18 protein-coding genes are annotated in these 21,010 nt (G+C 58.9%); 7 read left to right on the top strand and 11 right to left on the bottom strand.

What is annotated here, in order from left to right:
* The first annotated feature begins 59 nt into the window (after positions 1-59).
* A complete protein-coding gene (locus AC3I0A_RS23105) occupies positions 60-1,601 on the top strand; it encodes an alkaline phosphatase D family protein (RefSeq protein ID WP_489374897.1) in 1,542 nt (513 codons plus the stop codon).
* A 349-nt stretch (positions 1,602-1,950) separates the two neighbouring features.
* On the opposite strand, the gene AC3I0A_RS23100 is transcribed toward AC3I0A_RS23105, so the two are convergent.
* The 3 genes from AC3I0A_RS23100 to AC3I0A_RS23090 all read right to left on the bottom strand — a co-directional run bounded on the left by AC3I0A_RS23100 (position 1,951) and on the right by AC3I0A_RS23090 (position 7,982).
* Entirely contained in the window at positions 1,951-2,901 is a 951-nt protein-coding gene (locus tag AC3I0A_RS23100) for an SEL1-like repeat protein (RefSeq protein WP_489374896.1), read from the bottom strand.
* Between the two features lie 175 nt (positions 2,902-3,076).
* Complete coding sequence (locus AC3I0A_RS23095; RefSeq protein WP_489374895.1) at positions 3,077-5,599, bottom strand: PepSY domain-containing protein; 2,523 nt, start codon at positions 5,597-5,599, stop codon at positions 3,077-3,079.
* A 133-nt stretch (positions 5,600-5,732) separates the two neighbouring features.
* Positions 5,733-7,982 (bottom strand): TonB-dependent receptor, encoded by a 2,250-nt coding sequence (locus AC3I0A_RS23090; RefSeq protein ID WP_489374894.1) that lies wholly within the window; start codon positions 7,980-7,982, stop codon positions 5,733-5,735.
* Between the two features lie 204 nt (positions 7,983-8,186).
* Here AC3I0A_RS23090 and AC3I0A_RS23085 point away from each other — a divergent pair, with 204 nt between their 5' ends.
* From AC3I0A_RS23085 to AC3I0A_RS23070, 4 genes are read left to right on the top strand one after another with little or no spacing between them, the layout of a single operon-like run.
* Positions 8,187-8,867 carry a Fe2+-dependent dioxygenase gene (locus AC3I0A_RS23085; RefSeq protein WP_489374893.1) on the top strand — a complete coding sequence of 227 codons (681 nt, stop codon included), beginning with the start codon at positions 8,187-8,189 and terminating at the stop codon, positions 8,865-8,867.
* A gap of 3 nt (positions 8,868-8,870) precedes the next feature.
* Positions 8,871-9,662 carry a tetratricopeptide repeat protein gene (locus AC3I0A_RS23080; RefSeq protein WP_489374892.1) on the top strand — a complete coding sequence of 264 codons (792 nt, stop codon included), beginning with the start codon at positions 8,871-8,873 and terminating at the stop codon, positions 9,660-9,662.
* Positions 9,663-9,722: 60 nt separating this feature from the next.
* A complete protein-coding gene (locus AC3I0A_RS23075; protein WP_489374891.1) occupies positions 9,723-9,986 on the top strand; it encodes a CopG family ribbon-helix-helix protein in 264 nt (87 codons plus the stop codon).
* Complete coding sequence (locus AC3I0A_RS23070; protein WP_489374890.1) at positions 9,986-10,261, top strand: type II toxin-antitoxin system RelE/ParE family toxin; 276 nt, start codon at positions 9,986-9,988, stop codon at positions 10,259-10,261. The genes AC3I0A_RS23075 and AC3I0A_RS23070 overlap by 1 nt, the downstream gene beginning before the upstream one ends.
* Before the next feature lie 79 nt (positions 10,262-10,340).
* Here the strand turns inward: AC3I0A_RS23070 and AC3I0A_RS23065 are convergent, their stop codons facing one another.
* The 5 genes from AC3I0A_RS23065 to AC3I0A_RS23045 form a co-directional block, all read right to left on the bottom strand.
* On the bottom strand, positions 10,341-11,504 hold the full coding sequence (locus tag AC3I0A_RS23065; RefSeq protein ID WP_489374889.1) for a type III PLP-dependent enzyme: 1,164 nt from the start codon (positions 11,502-11,504) through the stop codon (positions 10,341-10,343).
* 442 nt (positions 11,505-11,946) lie between these two features.
* Entirely contained in the window at positions 11,947-13,107 is a 1,161-nt protein-coding gene (locus AC3I0A_RS23060; RefSeq protein ID WP_489374888.1) for an osmoprotectant ABC transporter ATP-binding protein OsmV, read from the bottom strand.
* Entirely contained in the window at positions 13,104-13,757 is a 654-nt protein-coding gene (locus tag AC3I0A_RS23055; RefSeq protein ID WP_489374887.1) for an ABC transporter permease, read from the bottom strand. Before AC3I0A_RS23055 ends, AC3I0A_RS23060 begins: the two co-directional genes overlap by 4 nt.
* A 17-nt stretch (positions 13,758-13,774) precedes the next feature.
* Positions 13,775-14,677 carry a glycine betaine ABC transporter substrate-binding protein gene (locus AC3I0A_RS23050; RefSeq protein ID WP_489374886.1) on the bottom strand — a complete coding sequence of 301 codons (903 nt, stop codon included), beginning with the start codon at positions 14,675-14,677 and terminating at the stop codon, positions 13,775-13,777.
* 20 nt (positions 14,678-14,697) lie between these two features.
* A complete protein-coding gene (locus AC3I0A_RS23045) occupies positions 14,698-15,387 on the bottom strand; it encodes an ABC transporter permease (RefSeq protein ID WP_489378579.1) in 690 nt (229 codons plus the stop codon).
* 355 nt (positions 15,388-15,742) lie between these two features.
* Between AC3I0A_RS23045 and AC3I0A_RS23040 the strand changes: the two genes are divergently transcribed.
* Together AC3I0A_RS23040 and AC3I0A_RS23035 are read left to right on the top strand one after the other, a co-directional pair.
* Positions 15,743-17,326, top strand: a complete 1,584-nt coding sequence (locus AC3I0A_RS23040; RefSeq protein ID WP_489374885.1) for a peptide chain release factor 3 — start codon at positions 15,743-15,745, stop codon at positions 17,324-17,326.
* A gap of 475 nt (positions 17,327-17,801) precedes the next feature.
* Entirely contained in the window at positions 17,802-18,017 is a 216-nt protein-coding gene (locus AC3I0A_RS23035; RefSeq protein ID WP_489374884.1) for a hypothetical protein, read from the top strand.
* 125 nt (positions 18,018-18,142) lie between these two features.
* Here the strand turns inward: AC3I0A_RS23035 and AC3I0A_RS23030 are convergent, their stop codons facing one another.
* The 3 genes from AC3I0A_RS23030 to AC3I0A_RS23020 are packed head-to-tail and all read right to left on the bottom strand — an operon-like array spanning position 18,143 to position 21,004.
* The gene (locus AC3I0A_RS23030; protein ID WP_489374883.1) at positions 18,143-19,114 is read right to left on the bottom strand and encodes a peptide ABC transporter ATP-binding protein; all 972 of its coding nucleotides are present in this window, start codon (positions 19,112-19,114) and stop codon (positions 18,143-18,145) included.
* The gene (locus AC3I0A_RS23025) at positions 19,114-20,082 is read right to left on the bottom strand and encodes an ABC transporter ATP-binding protein (RefSeq protein WP_489374882.1); all 969 of its coding nucleotides are present in this window, start codon (positions 20,080-20,082) and stop codon (positions 19,114-19,116) included. The genes AC3I0A_RS23030 and AC3I0A_RS23025 overlap by 1 nt, the downstream gene beginning before the upstream one ends.
* A 10-nt stretch (positions 20,083-20,092) precedes the next feature.
* Complete coding sequence (locus AC3I0A_RS23020) at positions 20,093-21,004, bottom strand: ABC transporter permease subunit (RefSeq protein ID WP_489374881.1); 912 nt, start codon at positions 21,002-21,004, stop codon at positions 20,093-20,095.
* Positions 21,005-21,010: the final 6 nt, after the last annotated feature.

Raw genomic sequence — 21,010 nt, 5'->3', positions numbered from 1 at the left:
CATCCCATTCATCGCTCCCTGTCTAAGCTTCTCTTTTGGATTGTCGAGGGAGAAACAGCATGAGCGAATTCGATCCGGGTCGCCGTCGGGTGATCCAGGCCGTTGGTGCCGGGCTCTTGTTACCCGGGCTGGCACCAGCGGTGATTGCCTCGGTCAGGGATCGCCCGCAACTCACGGATGGCGTGCAGTCCGGTGACTTGCTGGGTGACCGGGCGATGATCTGGGGCCGCAGCGACCGCCCGGCGCGGATGGTGGTGGAGTGGGACACCCGCAGCCTGTTCGGCAATCCTCGACGCTTCGTCTCGCCACTGGCCGATGCCCGCAGTGACTTCACCGCCCGCGTCGAACTGACGGGGTTGCCCGCCGATCAGGCGATCTTCTATCGCGTGCAGTTCGAAGATGCCCAGACTGGTATCGCCAGTGAACCCTGGTTCGGCCACCTGCGCAGCGTGCCGCAGCGGCGGCGGGATATTCGTTTTGTCTGGAGTGGCGATACGGTCGGCCAGGGTTTCGGCATCAACCCCGACATCGGCGGTATGCGCATCTACGAAGCCATGCGCTTGCGCTTGCCAGACTTCTTTATCCACAGCGGTGACACCATCTACGCCGATGGCCCGGTGCCGGCACAAATCACCACCGAGAGTGGTCGTATCTGGCGCAATCTCACCACCGAAGCCAAAAGCAAAGTCGCCGAAACCCTCGACGAGTATCGTGGCAACTACCGCTACAACCTGATGGATGAAAATATCCGCCGCTTCAACGCCGAGGTGCCGCAGATCTGGCAGTGGGACGATCACGAGGTGGTCAACAACTGGTCGCCGGGCAAACAACTGGATGAGCGCTACCAGAGTAAAGATATCCACAGCCTGGTCGGTCGTGCGCGACAAGCCTGGCTCGAATACGCACCGATGCGTATGCAGAGTGCCGATGGTGGCGGACGGATTTATCGCAAACTCGGTTACGGTCCACTGCTGGACTTGTTTGTGCTGGACATGCGCAGCTATCGCGGAGCCAATGACGACAATCTGGGCAGCGAAAAAGCGTTCCTGGGGCGTGAGCAACTGGACTGGCTCAAGCGTGAGTTGAAGGCCTCGAAGGCCCAGTGGAAAATCATCGCCACCGACATGCCGATTGGCCTGGGCGTGCCCGATGGCGAAGTCAGCCCCGGCGTGCCGCGCTGGGAGGCAGTGGCCAATGGCGACCCCGGTCCGGCCCAGGGGCGTGAACTGGAAATCGCTGAATTGCTGGGTTTCCTGAGGGCGCAGCAGGTGCGCAATTACGTCTGGCTGACAGCCGATGTGCATTACTGCGCGGCGCACCATTACCACCCGGATCGGGCGGCGTTTCAGGACTTTGAACCGTTCTGGGAATTCGTCGCCGGGCCGTTGAATGCCGGCAGCTTCGGTCCCAATACGCTGGATAAAACCTTTGGTCCTGAAGTGGTGTTCGAGAAAGCACCACCTACCCAGAACAGTTCACCGTTTGCCGGTTTTCAGTTTTTTGGTGAAATGAATATTGACGGCCAGACCAGCGAAATGAGCGTCATCCTGCGGGATCTGGACGGGGTGGCGGTGTTTGAACAGCGGCTTGCGCCCGTCTGAGACATAGGTATCTACACATCTCTCAACTCTGGCCTGTAACAGGACTGCATGGATATCAAATGACTGGGTTTGAAGCCAGACCGGCTAAACAATGCGACGCGTTGGTCGTGAGGTTGAGTAATGGACTACCGGTTTTGACGGCCGGGATGAACGCCTTGCCGCGAAGCGACAAGGCGTTTGTACAGACGCCAGCCCTTTGGTGATGTTTGAGTAACGAGCGGGTCAAGCCGCTACGGACTGAGGAAGAGCTGGCTGGCCGCCTCCCGATCAATGTTGAGTAGCAGCGCGTGCTGGACGCAACAAAAAAACTTGGGGCAGTTTGGAGCCGCATGTATTCGACTACACCTCGTCAGTACTCAAGACTGCTATAGGTCAACTTGTACGCGGACATCGGCGGGTGGCTATTTTCCCATTCCTGGGCAAACGCCTTGCCGGCTTCGATCTGTTCAGGGGGCAATGTGCTGCCGATGCGTGCAAGGGTGTCTGCCGCTTGAGGACGCCGGAAGTACTGCCGAGTGCTGTTGACTACCAGCCACAGCAGGCCATACCCCTTGACCGGGTCATAGTTGTAGTCATAACGGTCGAGGTTCTGTTCGGTATCGAAGATATGCAGGAGCGCGTAGCTATAGGTCAGCACGGCGCTGAGCTGATTGTGCTCCAGTCGTTTGTTCAGCCAACGCTGCTGATAAGGGATGTTGGTGAGATATCTGATGTTGCTTAACCAGTACATCGCTGGGGGGAATCCGAGATTGGCGGATCTTCTCAATGTAATATCGAGTATGGAGCTCAGGCTGCTGGTATCGGGAATGAGAGACGGGGTCTTGTCATAAAGAATGGCCAGGATGTAGAGCGCTTCTGCGCAGCCTGCTGTACCCGCTTTTTTCAGCCAGGCAATATCCTGAGTCAGTTCGTACATTTCAAGCATGGCGTCGCCATCACCAATGTCGGCCCCTGCCTGAGCCAGCCTCTTGGCTTTTTCAATGGAGTCGGTATCGCCCAGGCGCATCAACGAGTAAACGTGATCTTGAGCGCCGGCCAGTCGATACCACGTTTTGGCCGCTTCGCTGGCACTGCCTTCGCGATGTCGAATGGCTTCGCCCAAGGCGTATTGTGATTCACGGTCACCTGCGGTGGCGGCGACGGTCAGGTTGGTTTCGGAGTCCAGGTATTCCCCCAGATTGTAGAGTTTCAGGCCTCTTGCTTGGGCAGCCCTTTGCGGATCGGTCAACGGTGAAAGCAGCGAGCGTATTGAAGTGAATAAGGTGTGTAGAACCGTGAATTCGTCTGAATGGTTATGCATGGTCAATACCTGTGTTGATGGAAGAAAGGAGTAGCCAACACAGGCTATTGGGGTTGCAGCGGGCAGGAGCGGTATATATGTATCTATTTACAGGTCAGGCGCGTGATGCGGTTGGCGGTGAAGGTTAAGACGGTATCTACGCCCATCCGTAGGAAATACCGTGGGCTGTGATTCGTCAGTAAACATCCCGACGGTAGCGGCCTTGCTCGATCAACCGCTCCACTTCATCAGCGCCGAGCACCTCGTTGAGCACCTGATCCACACCGGACGCCATCCCTTGCAGGCTGCCGCAGATGTAGATCGACGCACCGTCCGCCAGCCATTTTTTCAGCTCGACGGCGCGTTGATGCAAACTGTCCTGCACGTAAACCTTCTCGGCCTGGTCCCGCGAGAACGCCAGGTCCAGGCGCTCCAGATCACCTGAAATCAGCCATTCCCCCAGCTCCTCGCGGCAGAGGAAGTCATGCTCCCGATTGCGTTCACCAAACAGCAGCCAGTTGCGTTGCTGGCCATCGGCGATGCGTGCCTTGAGCAGGCTGCGCAACCCCGCCAGTCCTGTACCGTTACCCAGCAGGATCAACGGCCGAGGCTCGGCAGGCAGGTGGAACCCGCTGTTACGTCGCACTCGCAGGCTGATGGCGGTGCCTATTGATGCATGTTCGGTCAGCCAGCCGGAACCAATGCCCAAGCTGCCGTCGGCGTGACGTTCCTGACGCACGATCAGCTCCAACAGGCTGTCGGCGGCGATCGAGGCGATCGAATACTCACGCATGGCTAAGGGTATCAGCGCGTCCACCAGCGCCTGGGCGTGTAGCCCCACCAAATGCGCGCGATTGTCCGGTAATTGGCGGCTGGCCAATGCCTGTTCGAGGCTTTCCTGCAAACCACCGAGTTGCACCCGACTGTCGCCCGGGATGCCCAGACCTTGAAGGAAATGCTTGACCGCCGCGTCGCTGTTGCGCGGCAGCACTTCCACCAGATCACCCGCCAGCCAGCTGCTGGTATTGGGGGCTTTCAGTCCCAGCAAGTACACGCCTGAGCCACTGCTGTCGGGGTTGAGCAGCGTGCGCTGGCTCAGCGTCCAGTTGTCGAACCCCGGGGCCTGCCAGATGTCCACCGGTGCATGCCCGGTCAGCTGGCCGAGTTGCTGTTGCCAATGACGCAGGGCGTAGGGATCGCCGCTGTCGACTTCAATCGGGGCGAACAAGGTGTTTGCGCCATGCTTCCCGAGCCAGGCATGCAAACGGCGGGCAAAGCCACAGAAGTGCTGATACTGCCGATCGCCGAGGCCCAGCACCGCGTACTTGAGCCCGTCCAGCGTCAACGCCTGCCCCAGCACTTTGCGTTCGAAGCCGCGGGCGCTGTCCGGCGCGTCGCCGTCGCCAAAGGTGCTGACCACGAACAGTGCGTGGTTTGATTCGCGCAAGTCCTGCTCGCTGACATCCGCCAGCGGCTGCACTTTTACCGGCACACCCGCCGCTTGCAATTGGCCGGCGGTCTGCCACGCCAGTTGTTCGGCAAAACCGCTCTGACTGGCGAAACCAATCAGCCATGCCGGTGCGTCGCTGGCGTTTTGACTCAAGCCTTTGCGAGCGTCTTTCACCTGACGTTTCTTGCGTCGACGATCCAGATACAACAGCCAGCCGGTGATAAAGAACAGCGGCATGGTCAGGGCCGCAAGGGTCAGCACAATGCGCCCGACAATTCCGAAGTAACTGCCGACATGCAGCGCATAGATGCTCGTCAGCAACTGCGCCTTGAAGCTCTTGTCGGCGTAGCGATCATGGCGGCTGACAGTACCGTTGGCCGGGTCGAGCATGATCTGGTTAACCGCACGCTCGTGGGCTGAGTTCTTCAGCAGATAGAAGACCGTCGCCGGTTGCCCGGCCACTGGCGGCATGCGGATGTTGTAAGCGCTCAAGCCAGGGCCGGCAGCGCTGTAGATGCTGCTCCACATCGCGCGGTAATCGGCGATGGGCGCCGGACCTGAAGGCGGGGCGGCACTCCTGACTCGCTCGTTTTGCGGCGCGTCGGAGAGGAGCTTGTTCAGCCCTTTGCTGTACCACTCATAGGACCAGGACAACCCGGTCAATGCCGCCAGCAGATAGAAAATCAGGCACCAGGTGCCTGCCACCGAGTGCAGATCCCAATTGAAGCTGCGACCTTTTTTTGCCCAGTCGAAGGTTAGCCAGGCGCGCCAGCTTGCGACTTGACGCGGCCAGCGCAGATAGAGGCCGGACAGGCAGAAGAAAATCAGAATCAGCGTGCAGGCGCCGGTGATTTGCCGACCGGTATCGCCCATCGCCAGCATGCGGTGCAGCTCCAGCATCAGGTCAAAGAAGTCCTGGCCCGTGACATCACCCATGAAGTCGCCGGTATACGGGTCGAAGTAGCGCATCTGGCCACGGCGCTCGCCGGGCGGTGGGGTGAAGATCACTCGCGCGGCATTGCCGCTGTCGATGTCGACCCAGAGCTTCGAGATCTTTTTGCCTTCAGCTGCCTCGATTTTTTCCACCAGTTCGGCAGGCGGCAGCACCCCGGCAATGCGCTTCTCGACGTGCAGCACCGATGGATTGAGCGCGCGCAGGATCTCGTCCTGAAACGATACCGTGGCGCCGGTGATACCCATCAGGGCCAGGACCAGCCCGGCGCTGATGCCGAAAAACCAGTGCAACTGGAACAGTGTTTTCTTCAACACGTCGACCGCCTTCCTCATTCAAAAATAATCATCACGGCGCGCATTATGCCGTGTGTTGTCGAGAAGCATTCGTTATTACGCACAAAAGCCCCGCTCATGATCATGAGCAGGGCCTGGCGAACTTGCGCTTCTATCAGAAGTGGAAGTTGGTACTCAGCAACGCGGTACGGCCAGCGGCGACGTGGGCGTAATGATTCTGGAGTATCTGGTCGAAGTAGCGCTCGTCGGTCAGATTTTGTACGTTGAGCTGCAAGTCGACGTTTTTGCTCAAGTGGTAAGTCGCCATCGCGTCATACCGCCAGTAGGAAGGAATTTCCACCGTGTTGGCGACGTTGCCAAACTGCGAGTCAACGAAGGTGGCACCTGCGCCGATGGTCAACTCAGGTATCAGGTCATAGGTCGACCAGAAGGTGAAGTTGTTCCTCGGTGTGCTTGGCATGTGGTTGCCTTCATCGACTGGCAGGGTGGTCTTCACCACCTCGCTTTCCATGTAGGTGTAGCCGCCGTAGACCCTCCAGTTACGGGTGATCTTGCCGGCGTAGGTCAGCTCGATGCCGTTGACCTGTTGCTCACCATCCAGCACTTGAGTGGTGGCGCCATCCGGGTCGTCGATCCGTGCGTTGGTTTTCTCGGTGCGGAACAGTGCCGCCGTCACCGACAGGTCGTCACCAAAGAAGTCCCACTTGGTGCCGATCTCGTAGTTGCGGTTGCGTTCCGGATCGAGATCGCTGTTGGCCGCGGTCAGTTCCAGGCCACCGTTGCCGCTGGTTTCACCGCCCGGGTTGCTGGAGGTCGAGTACGCGGCATAAACGCTACCGTTAGGCAGTGGTTTGTAGACCAGACCCATCTGGTAGTTCACCAGATCGCTGGTGTTCTCGCGGGAGAAGTTACCGGCTGGAGCGCGGGTGGCGAAACCGCTGGAGGTGGTCTGGTAGTTGTCATACCGCAGGCCGAGATTCAGCGACCATTGCTCGTCGAACTTCAGCGTGTCGAACACGTAGGCCGCGCCGGTTTTGGTGTCGGTATCGGTATAGGCCAGGCCTTCGGTGATGGTACCCGACCAACTGTCACCCGGGCTCGGGTTGTTCAGGCTGGTGCAATCGCCACTGGCCAGCAATTGTGCCGAGCAGGTGGTCGAGGTACCGGCCGCAGATGTGACAACGTATGGGCGGTTATGCGTGTCCTGATAGGAAAACTCAATGCCGGTCACCAGGCTGTGCTCGATAAAACCGGTGTCGAACCTGGCGCTCAGGTCGGTCTGGTTGACCCAGCCGGAGGAGGTCGAATTGCGGTTTTTCGTGAGGCGAAGCACCGAGCCATTAGCCACGTTGCCTTTGCTGTCATCCGGGTTGGTAACGACGTAGTCGAGAGTCGAGCGCGACATGCGGAAGCTGTTGGACAGGGTCAGGTTGTCATTCAGATCGTGCTCGAGCTTGATCGTGCCGCTGTCATTGGTGGACTTGCGATAGTCACGACTGTTCAGGCCGTAGAAGTTGTCGCGGTCCACATCCACTGGCTTGTCGACCACGTATTTGCTGCGGTTCGCGCTCTTCGTCAGCGGGATGCCGTAGTCCGGCATGTCGTCGGTTTTCACATGGTAGTAACCGACGGTGAGACGGGTATCGGTGCCCAGGCCGAAGGCGAAGGACGGAGCAACGCCCCAACGGCTGACGTCGACATCGTCGCGACCAGCCACGTTGGCTTCGTGTTTCATCAGGTTCAGGCGAAAGGCCGAGGTATCGGTCATTTGCTGATTCAGGTCCAGCGTGGTGCGCTTGGTCTGATCGGAACCATAGGTAAAGCCGCCGTTGTATGAGTTGCCCAGCTTGGCGGTCTTGGTCACCAGGTTCAGGCTGCCACCGGTCGAACCGGCACCGGTGAACGCGGAGCCAGGGCCCTTGCTGACTTCAATCGATTCGACGTTGAAGATTTCCCGACTTTGCGAAGCGGGGTCACGCATGCCGTCGATGAACGTGTCGCTCTCCGCGTTGAAGCCGCGGATGATCGGGCGGTCACCCGCCGGGTTGCCGCCTTCGCCTGCACCGAAGGTGATGCCCGGAGTGGTGCGCAGCGCGTCGACCAGGCTGGTCGCTCCGGTATCGCGGATAACCTGCTGCGGGATGACGGTGACGCTTTTTGGCGTGTCACGCAGTGGCGCGGTAATTTTTTTGGAGGCAGAGGTGTCGGTCTTATAGGACGTGTCGTCCTGTTCGCCAACGACGCTGGTGGCCTCCAGCGAAATCGAGTTACGCGGTGCTTTTTCGTCGGTATTTTCCGCCGCGTAAGCCATGTGGGCTGCGGAGGTGGCGGTGATGGCCACGCCAATTGCAGAGGCGAGCAAGCGCGGTGAGCTGACAGGTAACTGTGATGGTTGGCGTGACATTGAATTCCCCTCCCCAGGGATTTGAGGCGCGGAATATAGGGTAAATACGTCTTTGTATCAATTGCGAAACATTAACATTTGCATTTATTTTGCAATCATTCCAATTGCTCTTTTCCGGTTTTTGCTCACCCATTCGTCACTGGGGTTTTACAGTTGCAATAAGAATCAATATCATTACGATCCTTTCCCTCTCAGGTATCACCCATGCTGCTGCATATTCCCGGCCTGTTCTCCCGTGAAGAAGTGCTGCGCATTCGTGAGGCGCTGGAGCAGGCGGACTGGGCGGACGGAAAAATCACCGCCGGCTACCAATCGGCCAAGGCCAAACACAATTTGCAGTTGCCGGAAGGGCATCCGCTGGCGCAGGAAATCGGCGTAGCGATGCTGGACCGGCTGTGGAAAAATCCGCTGTTCATGTCAGCGGCATTACCGCACAAAGTGTTCCCGCCACTGCTGAACTGCTACACCGCTGGCGGTAGTTTCGATTTTCATATCGACAACGCAGTACGCCAGCCCAAGGGCAGCGCCGAACGTGTACGCACTGATTTGTCGTCCACGCTGTTTTTCAGTGATCCGGACGAATATGACGGCGGCGAACTGGAAATTCAGGACACCTTTGGCACCCGCCAGGTCAAATTGCCGGCTGGCGATATGGTGCTGTACCCCGGTACCAGCCTGCACAAAGTCAACGCGGTCACTCGCGGTGCGCGCTACGCCTCGTTCTTCTGGACGCAAAGCCTGGTGCGCGAAGACAGCCAGCGCGCGTTGCTGTTTGAAATGGACGGGGCGATTCAGCAGTTGACCCAGGACATGCCTGATCACCCGTCACTGATCCGCCTCACCGGCACCTATCACAACCTGTTGCGCCGCTGGGTCGAGGTGTAAGCCGTGAGTTTTCATGTGCGTCGCGAAGAAGTCCTCGATGGCGATCGGCTCAAGGCCATGCTCCAGGAAAGCCCGGCGCGCGCGGCCCAGGCTATTTTGATTGCGGCGAAAGAAGGTGTCCTCGATGCCCAGGCGTTGCTCGGGCAGATCCTTCTCGATGGGCAGGGCATCGCCCGGGATCAGGCACTGGCCCTGCGCTGGTTCGAGATCGCCGCCAACGGTGGGCACCTGATGGCGCGCAACATGCTCGGTCGTTGTCACGAGCATGGTTGGGGTTGCGCCGCCAATGCGGTTGTCGCGGCGTCGCACTACCGTCAGGCTGCTGATGTCGGGCTGGATTGGGGCTTGTACAACTACGCCAACCTGCTCGCCACCGGTCGTGGCGTGGTCGAGGATCAGGTGCAAGCGCTGGTCTGCTATCGGCGTGCCGCTGAGCTTGGGCATGCGAAATCGATGAATCTTTTGGGGCGTTATCTGGAAGAAGGACAGTTTTGTCCGACCGATCCGGTTGCGGCTGTTGGGTGGTATCGACGTTCGGCTGAGGGTGGGGATTTTCGCGGGCAGTTCAGTTATGCGGCTGTTCTGGCCGACGAGGGGAAAATCGAAGAGGCGTTGGTGTGGCTGCGTAAGGCTCTGATCGGGGGCAATCTGAATTTCTTGCGGGTTGCCTGCAAGACCCTGTTAAGTGCCACCCATCCCGAGATTCGAGGTTTGGCCAAGGATTACCGCCACCGAGCAATGCAGTTGGGCGATGAGCGGGAGGTGATGGAGCTTGCCGCTGTGGTTAAATCATAATGATTGGAATTTAATCATTTATCATCATCTCGCCGCACGCCGCTTGTGGAGACGAAAATCATGGCCGAAACCAAAGTGCTTACGGCACACGTACCGATGGACCTCGCCAACAAGATCGATCAGCTGGCGACTCGGATGGAGCGCTCACGTGGCTGGATCGTCAAGCAAGCCCTTGCTGATTGGGTGGCTCAGGAAGAAGAACGAAGCCGTCTTACTCGCGAGGCTATGGCGGATGTTGATGCCGGGCGAGTGATCGACCAGCAGGCTGTTCAGGCATGGGCGGATAGTTTGAGCACCGACAATCCGTTGCCGGTCCCGCATTGATGGAGTTGAAGTGGACAAGTAACGCGTTGTCGGATCTGACTCGGCTCTTCGAATTCCTGGCGGTGGTAAATCGCACCGCGGCTGCGCGCACCGTGCAGTCGCTCTCTCTGGCACCGATAACCTTGTTGAGTAACCCGCGAATCGGTGAGCGACTTGAAGAGTTCGAGCCGCGAGACGTGCGACGGCTTTTAGTCGGTCACTACGAGATGCGTTACGAGATCCAGGGCTCCATGCTCTACATTTTGCGACTGTGGCATGTGCGTGAAGATCGATAATACTTCAGCCTGTTGATCGAGCTTATAAAGCAAAAAGCCCATGACTCGTCATGGGCTTTTTGCTTTCAGCGAACTGCGTTTACAGGTAGAACGACTTCAGTGGCGGGAAGCCATTGAATTCAACAGCGCTGTAGCTGGTGGTGTAGGCGCCGGTGGACAGCCAGTACAGGCGGTCGCCGATGGCCAGGTTCAGTGGCAGGCCGTACTTGTAGTTCTCGTACATGATGTCGGCGCTGTCGCAGGTTGGACCAGCGATGACCACTTCTTCCATCTCGCCTTTCTTCTCGGTCCAGATCGGGAACTTGATGGCTTCGTCCATGGTTTCGATCAGGCCGGAGAATTTGCCCACATCGGTATAGACCCAGCGCTCGACGGCGGTACGCGATTTACGCGCGACCAGTACCACTTCGCTGACCAGAATGCCGGCGTTGGCGATCAACGAGCGGCCTGGCTCGAGGATGATTTCCGGCAGATCGTCACCGAAGTCTTCCTTGAGGAAACGGATGATTTCTTCAGCGTAGGTTTCCAGGCTGTTGGTGCGGGTGATGTAGTTGGCCGGGAAGCCACCGCCCATGTTGATCAGCTTGAGGTGGATACCGTCTTCTTCTTTCAGACGCTCGAAAATCACTTTGACCTTGGCGATCGCCGCGTCCCAGACGCTGATGTCGCGTTGTTGCGAGCCGACGTGGAACGAGATGCCGTAAGGCACCAGGCCCAGGTCGCGAGCGAGGATCAGCAGGTCCATGGCCATGTCGGTCTGGCAGCCGAATTTGCGCGACAACGGCCAGTCGGCGGTGGTCGAGCCTTCGGTGAGGATCCGTACATAGACTTTCGAACCTGGCGCGGCCTTGGCGATGTTGCGCAGGTCGGCTTCAGAGTCGGTGGAGTACAGACGCACGCCCTTCTCGTAGAAGTAGCGGATGTCCTTGGATTTCTTGATGGTGTTGCCGTAGCTGATGCGATCAGCGCTGACGCCCTGGTTCAGCACTTTATCCAGCTCGTAGATCGAAGCGATGTCGAAGCTCGAGCCTTTGTCGCGCAACAGGTTGATGATTTCGACGGCCGGGTTGGCCTTGACGGCGTAATAAACCTTGGCGAATTCGAAGCCGGCGCGCAGATCGTCGTAGGCCTGGCTGATCATCGCGGTGTCGATGACTACAAAAGGGGTTTCTTGCTTGTCAGCGAAAGCCTTCATTTTCTCGAAGGTATCGCGCGCGTAATAGTCTTCGACCTTGATCGACATGCTGGGAACTCCTACTGGCAAACTGAATTAAACAATGGGTGCAAATGAACGTCCTCCGTATCCCCACTTTGGTTCGCCTACTTCCCAAGGCATGTCCGCCGAAAGCAAAAAGGTCAGCCGTGCAGTGCGCTACGGGTGACCTTGCTGTCTCGTCGTCAGTACTTGAGCCGGATGGATCGTTTCCAGCATGGACGTTCGGCGCGAACTTTAGGACGTGAGAGGCTTGAGATCAACAAAAAATGTCGCGTTTTTGCATGCGTCCGTCGTGTGGCCTCGGTCAGTCACTTATGTAACCGACCCAGATGACAGGCTGATGTTCCCCGATCGGGGATTTTGAAGGGGGATTTTCAGGAAGAATCGAGCTGCTCCATTCGCGGGCAAGCCCGCTCCCACAGGTATTGTGGTGACCCTGTGGGAGCGGGCTTGCCCGCGAAAGCGTCAGTCAGGCCACCGCAGCTTCTGCTGGCGAAACAATGCTGGTCTTGCCACCACGGGACTTACCGGAGCTGAGGTACTCGGCAATCGACTCTTGCGTCACCTCACCGAGGAACACCCGCTCGGCATCCATCACCGGCAACCACGAACGGTTGAACTCGTACATCCGCGACAACAAGATGCGCAGATGCTCGTCGTAAACCGCAGTGGCGTTGAATTCGCGCAGGTATTGCGCGCAGGTGCCGGTCTGACGATGCAGGTCGCGGCGACGGACGTAGCCCAGGGCTTTGTTCTCGGCGCAGGTGACCACCACGTAGCGACGGTCCAGTTCGTCCATCAACTCCAACGCCTCGGTCACCGGGGTTTGCGGGCTCACCGACGGCGCGTTGTCCGCCGCGTCTTCGGCTTTCACCAGCAGCAGGCGCTTGAGGGTGCTGTCCTGGCCGACGAAGCTGCTGACAAAATCGTCCGCCGGATGCGCCAGCAGGGTGTCCGGGTGATCGATTTGAATCAGCTTGCCGCCACGGAAGATCGCAATCTTGTCGCCGAGCTTGATCGCCTCGTCAATGTCGTGGCTGACCATGATCACGGTCTTGCCCAGCGCCCGCTGCATCTCGAAGAACTCGTTCTGGATCATTTCGCGGTTGATCGGGTCGACCGCACCGAACGGTTCGTCCATCAATAGCAGCGGAGCGTCGGCCGCCAACGCGCGGATTACGCCGATTCGTTGCTGCTGACCGCCCGACAATTCACGGGGATAGCGGCTCAGATACTGCTTGGGTTCGAGCTTGATCATGCTCATCAGCTCGCGGGCGCGGTCGTGGCATTTCTGCTTGTCCCAACCGAGCAGGCGCGGAACGATGGTGATGTTTTCCTCGATGGTCATGTTCGGGAACAGGCCGATCTGCTGGATCACATAGCCGATGTTGCGGCGCAGTGTCACGGCGTCGAGGTCGGTGGTGTCTTCGCCGTTGATCAGGATTTTGCCCGAGGTCGGTCTGATCAGCCGATTGATCATTTTCAGCGTGGTGCTTTTGCCGCAACCCGAAGGCCCGAGAAAGACGCAGATCTCGCCTTCGTTGACGGTCAAGTTCACGGAGTCGACGGCACGTACTTCTTTGCCATTGCTCTGCTTGAACACTTTGGTCAGATTTTGAAGTTCGATCATTTCAGCAGTCCTTTTGGGGTCAGCGTGCGTTGCAGCCATTGCACAAGCAGGTCGGCGAAGATGGCCAGAAGACTGACCAGCATGGCGCCGACGATCAGCATCGACATGTCGCTGCGGCTGATGGAAGCGAGAATGAGTACACCGAGACCACCGGCGCCGATGGTCGCGGCGATGGTCATCACGCCAATGTTCATCACCACGGCGGTACGCACCCCGGCAAGGATCACCGGCACGGCGATGGGCAGCTCGACCATGCGCAGGCGCTGGCCGAAGGTCATGCCGATGCCACGAGCGGCTTCGCGGATGCCCGGCTCGACACCGGTCAGGGCCAGGTAGGTATTACGCATAATCGGCAGCAGGGAATAGAGAAACACTGCGGTGATCGCCGGCATCGGCCCCAGGCCCTGGCCGAATTTCGAGTAGAACGGCAACAGCAGGCCGAACAGCGCGATCGACGGGACGGTCAGCAACACCGTGGCGCTGGCTTGCAGGGGGCCGGCCAATGTCGGGAAGCGCGTCATCAAAATGCCCAGTGGCACGCCGACGACAATCGCCAGGGTCACGGCGATCCCGACCAGGGTGATGTGCTGCCAGGTCAGGTGCAGGACGAGGGGCCAGTCCAGGTGGGAAAAGGCGTTGAGAAATTCCATGTCTTTTCTTCCTCCGGCTACTTATTAGAAAGCAAGGGATGCTGGCGCAGGAAATCTGCGGCAACGGCGGACGGGCTTTCGTGGTCGACATCGACCCGCGCATTGAGCTGGCGCATGGTTGTGTCGTCGAACAGTTCGGCCAGCGGCTTGAGTTCTTCCGCGAGTTTCGGGTGCGCGTCGAGGTAGACCTGACGCACCACGGGAGCTGCGGTGTAGTCCGGGAAGTAGTGCTTGTCGTCTTCGAGCAGTTTGAGCTTGAAGGCGTTCAATCGGCCGTCAGTGGTGTAGACCAGACCGGCGAACACCTGACCATTGCGCAGGGCGGTGTAGACCAACCCGGCATCCATCTGGCGGATGTTTTTGCGGGTCAGGTTCATGCCGTAAAGCTTCACCATGCCGTCCAGCCCGTCGGAACGGTTGGCAAACTCGGTGTCCAGGGCTACCAGGTGATTGGTCTTCGCCTCGGCCTGCAGCACCCTGTTCAGCTCGCTCATGGTGTTGATCTGCGGATAAGCCTTCGCGATGTTTTCCGGCAGCGCCAAGGCGTAGGTATTGCTGAATTTCGACGGGGTGAGCCAGATCAGGCCTTTTTGCGCGTCGAGTTCTTTGACTCGGGCGTAGGACTGAGCGCTGTCGAGTTTTTCGCTGACGTGGTTGTAGGCCACCAGCGAGACGCCGGTGTATTCCCACATCAGATCGAGCTGACCACTTTCGTGAGCGCTACGGGCCAGATTACTGCCCAGACCACCCGTCACCTGGGTGTCGTAACCCTTGGTGCGCAAGTATTGGGAGGTGATTTCCGCCAGCAGGGTTTGCTCGGTGAAGACCCGGGCACCGATGCGGATCACCGGTTCTTCGGCGGCTTGGGCAATTCCTGCGAACAGCAGGATGCAGCCTAGTAATAAGCTTGTTCTTTTCATAAATATTCCTTTGCCGAGGCTTAAGACGGGCGCAAGCCGCGTTCCAGCCAGAGGCGGCTGGCGAGTGTCACCAGACCGTCGAGCAGCAGTGCCAGCAGGGCGGTGCAAGCCGCGCCGAGGAGCAATTGCGGCTGATTGTTCAGGGCAATGCCGGGGAAAATCAGGCTGCCCAGACTGTTGGCGCCGATCAGGAATGCCAGCGGTGCGGTACCGACGTTGATCGCCAGCGCGACTCGAACGCCGCCCATGATGATCGGCACGGCGTTCGGCAATTCGACCTGACAGAGCACTTGGCGCGGGGTCATGCCGATGCCGACGGCGGCTTCCTTGAGTGAGCCCTGAACGTTTTTCAGGCCTTCGTAGGTGTTGCGCACGATGGGCAACAGGGAGGCGAGGAACAAAGCGAAGATCGCCGGGCCACTGCCAATCCCCAGTATCCCCAGGGCGATGGCCAGTACGGCGAGAGGTGGAACGGTGTTGCCGATGTTGAAGATCTGCATGAAACGTTCGGCGCGTCCGACCATGTTCGGGCGGCTGAGCAAGATACCGGCGGGAATGCCTACAACAAGGGCGGCCAGCATGGAGACAAGGACGAGAATCAGATGAGCTTGCAGGTAAAACAACAAATCGTCGCGGTAGTGTTCGATCGTATTAATGCCGATCCAGTGGACCAGCAGGGCCAGGAGGGCGATCACAATCGCGCACCCCATCAGCCCTTTGCCATAGCGAATAGCCACAGGCGGGACTCCTTTATTTCGTCGGCGGAAACATTTCCGTGCGGCAGGCCATTCCTGGCTGCCGGAAGATGTGTTCGCGAAAAGCAGCTCGCCCATCCCGGCAAAGCGGCATGAAGTCGAGCCATAAGCGCAGCCTCGTCAGGCTGACTTGCTGATAGTTCAGCCCCTGATACGAGGTTGTAACAGGGGAGTGGACGCCTCCACTGCCTAAAAGGTTCCCATCTAAGGCAGCATTTGGCCACCCTTAATGTGCTCAACGGTTCGGTTCTGTGTTCAAGTTGGGCTATAATCGCCGCCCTTTTTTGAATCACCTGCCAGGCGATTTCCCATGACCAAACAGGCCGCCGAAGTCGCGAAACGCCGCACTTTCGCCATTATTTCCCACCCGGATGCGGGTAAGACCACCATCACCGAGAAACTCTTGCTGATGGGCAAGGCCATTGCTATTGCCGGTACGGTGAAATCCCGAAAGTCGGACCGTCATGCCACCTCCGACTGGATGGAAATGGAAAAGCAGCGTGGTATTTCCATTACCACGTCGGTCATGCAGTTCCCGTATCGCGACCACATGATCAACCTGCTCGACACCCCGGGCCACGAAGACTTCTCGGAAGACACCTACCGCACCCTGACGGCAGTGGACTCGGCGCTGATGGTGCTCGACGGCGGTAAAGGCGTCGAACCGCGGACCATCGCCCTGATGGACGTCTGCCGTTTGCGCGACACGCCGATTGTCAGCTTCATCAACAAACTCGACCGGGATATCCGTGACCCGATCGAACTGCTCGACGAGATCGAAGCGGTCCTGAAGATCAAAGCTGCGCCGATCACCTGGCCGATCGGTTGCTACCGCGACTTCAAGGGCGTGTACCACCTCGCCGACGACTACATCATTGTCTATACCGCGGGCCACGGCCACGAGCGCACCGATGTGAAAATCATCGAGAAGCTCGACTCCGACGAAGCCCGCGCGCATTTGGGGGATGAGTACGATCGCTTCGTCGATCAGCTGGAACTGGTGCAGGGCGCTTGCCACGAATTCAATCAACAGGAATTCCTCGACGGCCAACTGACCCCGGTGTTCTTCGGGACCGCGCTGGGCAACTTCGGTGTCGATCACGTGCTCGACGCCGTGGTCAACTGGGCGCCCAAGCCGTTGGCCCGTGTTGCCAACGAGCGCACGGTCGAGCCGATTGAAGAGAAATTCACCGGTTTCGTGTTCAAGATCCAGGCAAACATGGACCCTAAGCACCGCGACCGGATTGCCTTTATGCGCATCTGCTCCGGCAAGTACGACAAGGGCATGAAAATGCGCCACGTACGGACCGGCAAAGACGTGCGGATCGGCGATGCACTGACGTTCTTCTCCTCCGAGCGTGAGCAACTGGAAGAAGCCTTCGCCGGCGATATCATCGGCCTGCACAACCACGGCACGATCCAGATCGGCGACACCTTCACCGAAGGCGAGGCACTGGGTTTCACCGGGATCCCGCACTTCGCCCCGGAACTGTTCCGCCGCGTGCGTCTGAAGGATCCGCTCAAGTCCAAGCAACTTCGCCAAGGCCTGCAACAGCTGGCCGAAGAAGGCGCGACCCAGGTGTTCTTCCCGACACGCAGCAACGACATCATCCTCGGCGCCGTCGGCGTGCTGCAGTTCGATGTAGTCGCCAGCCGCTTGAAAGAGGAATACAAGGTCGAGTGCGCTTACGAGCCGATCACCGTGTGGTCCGCTCGCTGGATCGATTGCAGCGATAAGAAGAAGCTTGAAGAGTTCAGCGTCAAGGCGGTGGAAAACCTCGCGGTCGACGGCGGCGGTCACCTGACCTACCTGGCCCCGACCCGGGTCAACCTGGCGCTGATGGAAGAACGCTGGCCGGACGTGAAATTCCGCGCGACGCGAGAGCATCATTAAGCGCTGAGTAGTAACACCCAAAGCCCCGTTGCGAAAGCTGCGGGGTTTTTTATTAGCCGGGTGAGGGGCTTTCCTCAATGCCTGTTAGTTAAGGATTTGAGGTGAACATAGCACCCTGTGGCGAGGGAGCTTGCTCCCGCTGGGCTGCGCAGCAGTCCTAAAACCTGCAATTGCGGTCTGTCAGGTATAACGCGTCCACCGGTTTTACGGGTGCTTCGCCCCCGAGCGGGAGCAAGCTCCCTCGCCACAGGTACGATGCTGGGCTGTTTATCTCCTGACTGGCCGAAGTCGCTGTTACTAAAGGCGTAACCTTTAGTCGAAACCAGTCTATCTGTGCAGAGGTGTTTCGGCCTGTCGGTAGCTCCCTATCTGGAAAACCCCGTCCAACGAGACTAGGTTTCAGACAGTGCTACGGCTATTGCAGACAAAGGCCTGTAGCCATCAGTGATTCATCTACGAAAGGATGGAATCGGCTATGAGCATTTTTCAACGCATTGTGTTGCTGATCAAAGTGCTGGTCATACTGTCGCTGGGTGCTGCTTCAGCGGCGTGGGCCGGTTGTCCGGAGCAGGATCAGGACGTGGGCTTCTCAACGGGAACGGCGGGAAGTGGTTTCCACTCGGTCTACGCAGATGACCCCGAGGAGGATGAACCAACCGACGAGGAAGAGGAGGGCGACAGCCAGACTTGACCTGCCGGGCTCAGATAAAAGAAAACCCTTCCCGCCGGACTGATGCGCAATTCGGCAGGAAGGGTTGGTTAACCTGTGAAAAGACGCTCCCGACTGAATATCGGGAGCGTTTTTTTATGCCCATTTCAACCGACGAACTGCTCGGCGTAATGGCACGCCACCTGACGGTTGTCGAGTGAGCGTAGTGCAGGTTCGTCGGTGCTGCATCGCTCGGTGGCGTACGGGCAGCGTTTGTGGAAGGCGCAGCCGGACGGCGGGTTGAGCGGGTTAGGCAGCTCGCCGACGATCTTGATTTTCGGCTTGCTCGGATCCGGGTGGATTGTCGGTGTGGCCGACAGTAATGCCTGGGTGTAGGGGTGCAGAGGACGCGTGTAGATGTCTTCTTTAGGACCCATTTCCACTGGCCGGCCGAGGTACATCACCATCACGTCATCGGCGACGTGGCGCACCACGGCGAGGTTGTGGGAGATGAACACGTAGGCGGTGTTGAACTCTTGCTGCAGATCCATGAACAGATTGAGTACCTGCGCCTGAATCGACACGTCCAGCGCCGAAGTCGGTTCATCCGCCACCAGCACTTTAGGCTGCAGCATCATCGCCCGAGCCAGGGCGATCCGCTGGCGCTGACCGCCGGAGAACATGTGCGGATAACGCTGGTAGTGCTCAGGACGCAAGCCAACCTGCTTCATCATCGCCTGAACTTTCTCGCGACGCTCGGCAGCAGACAGCTTGGTGTTGATCAGCAGCGGTTCAGCGAGCTGATCGCCGATTTTCTGCCGTGGATTCAGCGAGGCGTAGGGGCTCTGGAACACCATCTGCACGTCTTTGCGCAGTTGCTTGCGTTCGGCCTTGTTGGCGCCGCTGACTTCCTGCCCGGCGATTTTCAGCGAGCCGGAGGAGGGCTCTTCGATCAGCGTCAGGGCGCGAGCCAGGGTCGATTTGCCGCAGCCCGACTCGCCGACGACAGCGAGGGTCTTGCCGGCTTCCAGTTCGAACGACACGCCGTTGAGGGCGCGAACCAAGGCGGTGCCTTTGAACAGGCCACGGGAAACTTCATAGTGACGGGTAAGGTCGCGGGCGGTGAGAACGACGCTCATTACGCCACCTCCTGATTCAAGGGGTAGAAGCAGCGGGCGAGGCTGTTGGCTTTAGGGTCAAGGCCCGGACGTTGCTGGCGGCAGTTGTCTTGCACATAGGGGCAGCGCGGCGACAACAGGCAACCTTGCGGACGGTCATAGCGACCGGGAACGATGCCCGGCAGGGTGGCCAGACGCGCTGAACCCAGGCTGTGTTCCGGGATGGCCTTGAGCAGTGCTTCGCTGTACGGGTGCGCCGGAATGTCGAACAGCTGGGGAACCTGACCGACCTCTACCGCTTGCCCTGCGTACATCACGCAGACGCGCTGGGCGGTTTCGGCCACCACGGCCAGGTCGTGCGTGATCAGCACCAGGCCCATATCGTGCTCTTGTTGCAGGTTGAGCAGCAGCTCCATGATCTGTGCCTGAATGGTCACGTCCAGAGCGGTGGTCGGTTCGTCGGCGATCAGCAGTTTCGGTTCACCGGCAATCGCCATGGCAATCGCCACGCGCTGGCTCATACCGCCGGACAATTGATGCGGATAGGCATTCATACGGCTGGCAGCGCCAGGGATTTCGACCTTTTCCAGCAGTTCGATGGCGCGCTTGCGGGCGTCCTTGCGGGACATTTTCAAATGCAGGCGCAGCACTTCTTCGATCTGGAAACCCACGGTGTAGCTCGGGTTCAGCGCGGTCATCGGATCCTGGAACACCATCGCCAGGTCTTTGCCGACGATTTTTCGACGCTGGCGGGCATTGAGCTTGAGCATGTCCTTGCCGTCGAAGACGAGGGAGTCCGCGGTGACGATGCCGGGGTGCTCGATCAGGCCCATCAGCGCCATCATGGTCACGGACTTGCCGGACCCCGATTCGCCCACGATGGCCAGTACTTCGCCCTTGTCCACGGACAGGTCGAGACCGTCGACCACCGGTACCGCGTTGGCGTCGCCAAAGCGCACATTGAGATTCTTGATTTCTAGCAGTGACATGGGAATCTCCTCAGGCGGCGTTCTTGAGTTTCGGGTCCAGCGCATCGCGCAGACCGTCGCCCATCAGGTTGATTGCCAGCACGCTGAGCAAAATGGTCAAACCAGGCAGACTCACCACCCACCAGGCGCGTTCGATGTAGTCGCGAGCCGAGGCCAGCATGGTCCCCCACTCAGGGGTTGGCGGTTGTACCCCAAGGCCGAGGAAGCCCAGGGCTGCGGCATCGAGAATTGCCGAGGAGAAACTCAAGGTCGCCTGTACGATCAGCGGCGCCATGCAGTTAGGCAGCACGGTGATGAACATCAGGCGCGGCAGACCGGCACCGGCCAGGCGCGCGGCAGTCACGTAGTCGCGGTTCAGTTCGCCCATCACCGCGGCGCGGGTCAGTCGAACATAGGCCGGCAGCGAAACGATCGCGATGGCGATCACGGTGTTGATCAGGCCAGGGCCGAGGATGGCGACAATAGCAACGGCCAACAGCAGGGATGGCAGCGCCAGCATGATGTCCATCAGACGCATGATCGTCGGGCCGAGCAGGCGCGGGAAGAACCCGGCGAACAGTCCCAGCAGAATGCCCGGGATCAGCGACATGACTACCGACGACAGACCGATCAGCAGCGACAGGCGTGAACCATGGATCAAGCGCGACAACAGATCGCGTCCCAGCTCATCGGTACCGAGCAGGAACTGAATCTGCCCGCCTTCGAGCCAGGACGGCGGCGTCAGCAGGAAGTCGCGGTATTGTTCGCTCGGGTTGTGCGGTGCGACCCAAGGGGCGAACAGCGCGCAGAACACCACGAGGATCATGAACAGCAGGCCGGCAACCGCGCCTTTGTTCTTCGAGAAGGCTTGCCAGAATTCTTTGTACGGAGACGGATAAAGCAGGCTTTGGTCGACTGCTACTGAGGTAGTTAGAGTGTTCATTAATAT

It is taken from the genome of Pseudomonas sp. KH_024_B2, from assembly GCF_057839965.1.
This window is presented reverse-complemented; position numbering and strand designations above follow the sequence as displayed.

Excerpts from the sequence above, each read along its gene's own strand:
- AC3I0A_RS23065 (WP_489374889.1), bottom strand. The coding sequence starts at position 11,504 with ATGTCGATCAAGGTCGAAGACTATTACGCGCGCGATACCTTCGAGAAA.
- AC3I0A_RS23025 (WP_489374882.1), bottom strand. The coding sequence starts at position 20,082 with ATGTCACTGCTAGAAATCAAGAATCTCAATGTGCGCTTTGGCGACGCC.
- AC3I0A_RS23105 (WP_489374897.1), top strand. The coding sequence starts at position 60 with ATGAGCGAATTCGATCCGGGTCGCCGTCGGGTGATCCAGGCCGTTGGT.
- AC3I0A_RS23085 (WP_489374893.1), top strand. The coding sequence starts at position 8,187 with ATGCTGCTGCATATTCCCGGCCTGTTCTCCCGTGAAGAAGTGCTGCGC.
- AC3I0A_RS23055 (WP_489374887.1), bottom strand. The coding sequence starts at position 13,757 with ATGGAATTTCTCAACGCCTTTTCCCACCTGGACTGGCCCCTCGTCCTG.
- AC3I0A_RS23035 (WP_489374884.1), top strand. The coding sequence starts at position 17,802 with ATGAGCATTTTTCAACGCATTGTGTTGCTGATCAAAGTGCTGGTCATA.
- AC3I0A_RS23060 (WP_489374888.1), bottom strand. The coding sequence starts at position 13,107 with ATGATCGAACTTCAAAATCTGACCAAAGTGTTCAAGCAGAGCAATGGC.
- AC3I0A_RS23020 (WP_489374881.1), bottom strand. The coding sequence starts at position 21,004 with ATGAACACTCTAACTACCTCAGTAGCAGTCGACCAAAGCCTGCTTTAT.
- AC3I0A_RS23090 (WP_489374894.1), bottom strand. The coding sequence starts at position 7,982 with ATGTCACGCCAACCATCACAGTTACCTGTCAGCTCACCGCGCTTGCTC.
- AC3I0A_RS23050 (WP_489374886.1), bottom strand. The coding sequence starts at position 14,677 with ATGAAAAGAACAAGCTTATTACTAGGCTGCATCCTGCTGTTCGCAGGA.
- AC3I0A_RS23070 (WP_489374890.1), top strand. The coding sequence starts at position 9,986 with ATGGAGTTGAAGTGGACAAGTAACGCGTTGTCGGATCTGACTCGGCTC.
- AC3I0A_RS23045 (WP_489378579.1), bottom strand. The coding sequence starts at position 15,387 with ATGGGGTGCGCGATTGTGATCGCCCTCCTGGCCCTGCTGGTCCACTGG.
- AC3I0A_RS23030 (WP_489374883.1), bottom strand. The coding sequence starts at position 19,114 with ATGAGCGTCGTTCTCACCGCCCGCGACCTTACCCGTCACTATGAAGTT.
- AC3I0A_RS23075 (WP_489374891.1), top strand. The coding sequence starts at position 9,723 with ATGGCCGAAACCAAAGTGCTTACGGCACACGTACCGATGGACCTCGCC.
- AC3I0A_RS23100 (WP_489374896.1), bottom strand. The coding sequence starts at position 2,901 with ATGCATAACCATTCAGACGAATTCACGGTTCTACACACCTTATTCACT.
- AC3I0A_RS23040 (WP_489374885.1), top strand. The coding sequence starts at position 15,743 with ATGACCAAACAGGCCGCCGAAGTCGCGAAACGCCGCACTTTCGCCATT.